General features: G+C 63.3%; 4 protein-coding genes and 1 pseudogene. 4 read left to right on the forward strand and 1 reads right to left on the reverse strand.

The features are described 5' to 3' along the window. From RMN84_RS10205 to RMN84_RS10215, 3 genes are all read left to right on the forward strand, one after another. The coding region (locus RMN84_RS10205) for an alpha/beta hydrolase fold domain-containing protein (RefSeq protein WP_309612065.1) at positions 1-352 on the forward strand (352 nt) is incomplete at its 5' end. A gap of 234 nt (positions 353-586) precedes the next feature. Beyond that, a complete protein-coding gene (locus tag RMN84_RS10210; RefSeq protein WP_309612066.1) occupies positions 587-2242 on the forward strand; it encodes a M28 family metallopeptidase in 1656 nt (551 codons plus the stop codon). Between the two features lie 62 nt (positions 2243-2304). After that, positions 2305-2925 carry a glutathione S-transferase family protein gene (locus RMN84_RS10215; RefSeq protein WP_309612067.1) on the forward strand — a complete coding sequence of 207 codons (621 nt, stop codon included), beginning with the start codon at positions 2305-2307 and terminating at the stop codon, positions 2923-2925. Between the two features lie 63 nt (positions 2926-2988). On the opposite strand, the gene RMN84_RS10220 is transcribed toward RMN84_RS10215, so the two are convergent. Continuing rightward, positions 2989-3714, reverse strand: a complete 726-nt coding sequence (locus RMN84_RS10220; RefSeq protein WP_309612068.1) for a Bax inhibitor-1/YccA family protein — start codon at positions 3712-3714, stop codon at positions 2989-2991. Positions 3715-3927: 213 nt separating this feature from the next. Between RMN84_RS10220 and RMN84_RS10225 the strand changes: the two are divergent. Further along, positions 3928-4632, forward strand: a pseudogene (locus RMN84_RS10225) (excinuclease ABC subunit A); the annotation flags it as partial.

Below are 4632 nucleotides of genomic sequence, written 5' to 3' on the forward strand. Positions count from 1 at the left end.
GTCGCGGCGGATGGCGGCCAATGCCAAGCCGCTGAGCACCCCCGACCTGCCATGGTTCGGCTATTATTACACCCGCACCCCGGCCGATTTGCAGGATCCGCGCATCAACCTGGTCAAGGCCGACCTCCACGGCCTGCCCCCGGTCACGATCGTCAGCGCGCAGATTGATCCGCTGTTGTCGGACGGCCTGACCCTGGCTAACGCACTGCGGCGCGCGGGGGTGAGCGTCGAGCAGCGCACCTTCCCGGGCGTAACGCACGAATTCTTTGGCATGGGGGCAGTCGTGAGCGGCGCGGCAATGGCCAACGATTATGCCGTCACCCGCCTTCGCCCGGTGCTGGACCAGCGATAGCTATCACGGGCCTTTAAGGCCCCGCCACTTGCGCATGATCGCGCCGATAAAACGGGGGGCCGGTCATGACCATGTGGCGGATCGTGGTGGCCGCAGAGAATTCGCGCAAAGCTGTCGCGCGAGGGCTTCCCTTTTCCATGCTGCTGTCGTCCCGGCCCTCGCCGGGACGACAGCAAGTGATTGCAATGGGACGGTAATAGCGCCAACGTGCAACAACCTTTTCGGGAGCAACCAGTGAACCGTCTTGCCCTTTTTCTCGCCACGTCCACCCTCGCTGCGGCATCCGCAATTGCCGCTCCTCCCCAGTTTGATGCCAAGCGCCTGTCGGACCATGTCCGCATCCTTGGCTCCGACGCCTATGAAGGGCGCGGGGTGGCGACGCGGGCCGAGACGAAGACGGTCAACTATCTCGTCGCCCAGTTCCGCGCGGCGGGGCTTCGGCCCGGCGGCGACCTGGTCCGTGGCAAGCGGCTGTGGACCCAGGCGGTTCCCCTGCTGAAGTCGAACTTTGTCGGCGAACCGAAGGTGTCTCTGATGCTGGCGGGGAGCAAGACATTGCCACTGGTCCAGCGCGAGCAGATCGCGCTCCGGTCACCGATGAACGGGTCGAAGGCCGTCAATATTGCCGGCGCGCCGCTGGTCTTCGTCGGCTATGGTGTGACCGCCCCCGAACGTGGCTGGGACGACTTCAAGGACGTCGACGTCAAGGGCAAGATCCTTGTCCTGCTGATCAACGATCCGGATTTCGAAGGGCCGGCCGATGCGGATTTTGGCGGCAAGGCGATGACCTATTACGGCCGCTGGACCTATAAATATGAGGAAGCGGCGCGACGCGGTGCGGCTGGCGTCATGCTGGTCCACGAAACCGCCCCCGCCGCCTATGGCTGGAACACGGTCAAGAACAGCAACACCAACACGATGTTCGATATCGTCCGCGATAATCCGCCGGCATCGCACACCGGCTTCGAAAGCTGGATTCAGCGCGACGCTGCGCAGGCGATCTTTGCGGCCGCCGGGCTCGATTTCGACAAGGCCAAGGCCGACGCGCGGCGCAAGGATTTCCGCCCGATCGACCTCAAGGCGACGCTCGACGCCAGCGCGACGGCGACGACCTCGGTCATCACCTCGCACAATGTCGCGGGCATGCTGCGCGGCAAGACGCGTCCCAACGAGACGCTGATCTATTCGGCTCACTGGGACCACCTCGGCATCGGCCAGCCCGATGCGAAGGGCGACCGCAATTACAATGGCGCGGTCGATAATGGCACCGGCCTCGCCCAGCTGATCGCCCAGGCCCGCGCCTTCGGTCGCGCACCGCGCACTGACCGCTCGATCCTGTTTCTCGCCGTCACGGCCGAGGAGAAGGGCCTGCTCGGCTCGGAATATTACGGTACCCACCCGCTCTATCCGCTCGGCACGACCGTCGGCATGCTCAACACCGATTCGATGGGCGTCCACGGCTCGTCGCGCGATTTCTCTATTTCCGGTTCGGCCAAGCTCGGCCTACTCGACGATCTGATTGAGGAAGCGGCCAAGCGCGGCCGACGATTCACGCCCGACCCGCACCCCGAGGCGGGCCACTTCTATCGCTCTGATCATTTCACCCTGGCCAAGGTCGGCGTCCCGGCGATCTCGTTCGACAGCGGCAACGACCTGGTCAACGGCGGCACGGCGCGCGGCGAGGAATTGGCCAAGGATTATGTCACCCGCATGTACCATCAACCGGCCGACGAATGGCAGAGCAATTGGGACTTCAGCGGGATCGTCGCCGATGCGCAGCTGCTGCACGCGCTGGGCCTGCGCCTGGCCAATAGCCGCGAATGGCCCAACTGGAGTCAGGACAGCGAATTCCGCGCGGCCCGGGACAAGACGGCGGTCATGCGCCGCTAGCATCACGTTCCACATTTGTTCGCGCGGTGATAGGAAGTGCGCGACTCAAATGGGAGACGATGATGGCCGACCTCAAATTCTACACCAACCCACAATCGCGCGGGCAGATCGTGCGGTGGATGCTGGAGGAGGTCGGCCAGCCCTACGACACCGAAATCCTGACCTATGGCGGCACGCTGAAGGACGACGCTTACAAGGCGATCAACCCGATGCAGAAGATCCCGGCGATCGTCCACAAGGGCAAGGTCGTGACCGAAGTCGCCGCCATCTGCCTTTACCTCGCCGATGCGTTCCCCGACGCCGGCCTCGCCCCGCCACTGGCCGACCGCGCCGACTATTATCGCTGGACCCTGTTCGCCTCGGGCCCGATCGAGCAGGCCTTCACCAACAAGTCGATGGGCTGGGAGCCCGCGGCTGACAAGCAGGCGATGGCGGGCTACGGCAGCTTCGAACGTGCCATCGACACGCTCGAACAGGCGGTCACCGGCAAGCGTTTCATCGCCAACGCCAAGTTCAGTGCCGCCGACGTCGTCATCGGCTCGCAGATCGGCTTCATGCTGATGTTCGGACTGCTCGAACCCCGCCCGGCGTTCACTGCCTATGTCGCCAGCGTCACTGACCGCGAGGCCTATCGACGGGGCAAGCAGATGGACGACGCGGCTTCAACACAGCTCACGGCCTGACGCTACGAAAAAAGGGCCCGGCGGTTTCCCGCCGAGCCCTTCTTTTCGTTCAGTCCAATCGCCTTAGCGGCGATTGCCCATAAAGCTGAGCATGAACTGGAACATGTTGATGAAGTCGAGATAGAGCGTAAGTGCGCCCATGATCGCCGACTTGCCGATCATGTCGGTCCCCGCGACATGGGCATACATGCTCTTGATCTTCTGCGTATCGTAGGCGGTCAGGCCCGCGAACAGCAGCACGCCGATCGCGCTGATCGCCAACTGCATCGCCGGCGAGCGCAGGAACATGTTGATCACCAGCGCGACCAGCAGCCCGACGACGCCCATGATCAGGAACGTGCCAAAGCCGGAGAGGTCCTTCTTGGTCGTATAGCCGTAGAGCGACAGACCCATGAACGCCGCCGCAACGGCGAAGAAGGTCTGCGCGATCGAAACCCCGGTATAGACCAGGAAGATGGTCGACATCGACAGGCCCATTGCGACCGCAAAACCCCAGAACAGCGCTTGGACGGTCGACGTCTTCATCCGGTTGACGCCAAAGCTCATTGCAAACACGAAGCCGAGTGGGGCCAGCATGATCAACCAGCGAAGTGGCGTTTGCATCACCTGCGCGGCGTAGCCGCTGTTGAAAAACAGCAACGCGACCACGCCGGTCAGCAGGACCGCCGACGCCATATAGTTGTAAACCGACAGCATGTAGGAACGCAGGCCCACATCGCGGGCGGCGCGTGGGACGCCCACGCTGGCGGCATTGAAGCCGGTAGCGCGCGGGTCAAACTGGTTCTCCATTTCATCTCCTCTTCCGGGGGGCCTCGACGACACTCCCCGCGTGTCGCCAATATCGTCGTTCCGACGGAGTAGTTCAAGGAAAACACGACATTGTGCCGCCGAGGGACGAAACAGCGGTTGAACCACCGCTCATGACGACCATTTAGGCGAGGCCACCCCTGGGCGCGGTGCAGGCGCTTGCTCCACGCGAACAAATATGGAACAAACGTCCTTATGCTAACTCATATTTCGGTAAGGGGGGCGCGCGAGCACAATCTCAAGGGCGTGAACGTCGAGATTCCGCGCGACGCGCTGACGGTCATCACCGGCCTTTCTGGGTCGGGTAACTCCTCGCTCGCGTTCGACACCCTCTACGCGGGGGGTCAGCGGCGTTACGTCGAGAGCCTGTCGGCCTATGCCCGGCAATTCCTCGAGATGATGCAAAAGCCCGATGTCGAACATATCGATGGCCTCTCGCCGGCGATCTCGATCGAGCAGAAGACGACCAGCCGCAACCCGCGCTCGACCGTGGCGACGGTCACCGAAATCTATGACTACATGCGGCTGCTGTGGGCGCGCGTCGGGGTGCCCTACTCGCCCGCGACCGGCCTGCCGATTTCGGCCCAGACCGTGTCGCAAATGGTCGACCGGACGATGACGCTGGCCGAAGGCTCGCGCCACTATCTCCTCGCGCCGGTCGTGCGCGGCCGCAAGGGCGAGTATCGGAAAGAACTGGCCGAGTGGCAGCGCGCCGGCTTCACCCGCGTCCGGATCGACGGCGAATTTTACCCGATCGAGGAAGCGCCGCCGCTCGACAAGAAATACAAGCATGACATTGAGGTGGTGGTCGACCGTATTGCCATCCGCGACGGGATCGAGGCGAGGCTGGCGGACTCGTTCGAGACCGCGCTGAAACTGGCCGAGGGATTGGCGTTCCTG

It is taken from the genome of Sphingomonas sp. (assembly GCF_031380695.1).
GTDB lineage: Bacteria > Pseudomonadota > Alphaproteobacteria > Sphingomonadales > Sphingomonadaceae > Sphingomicrobium.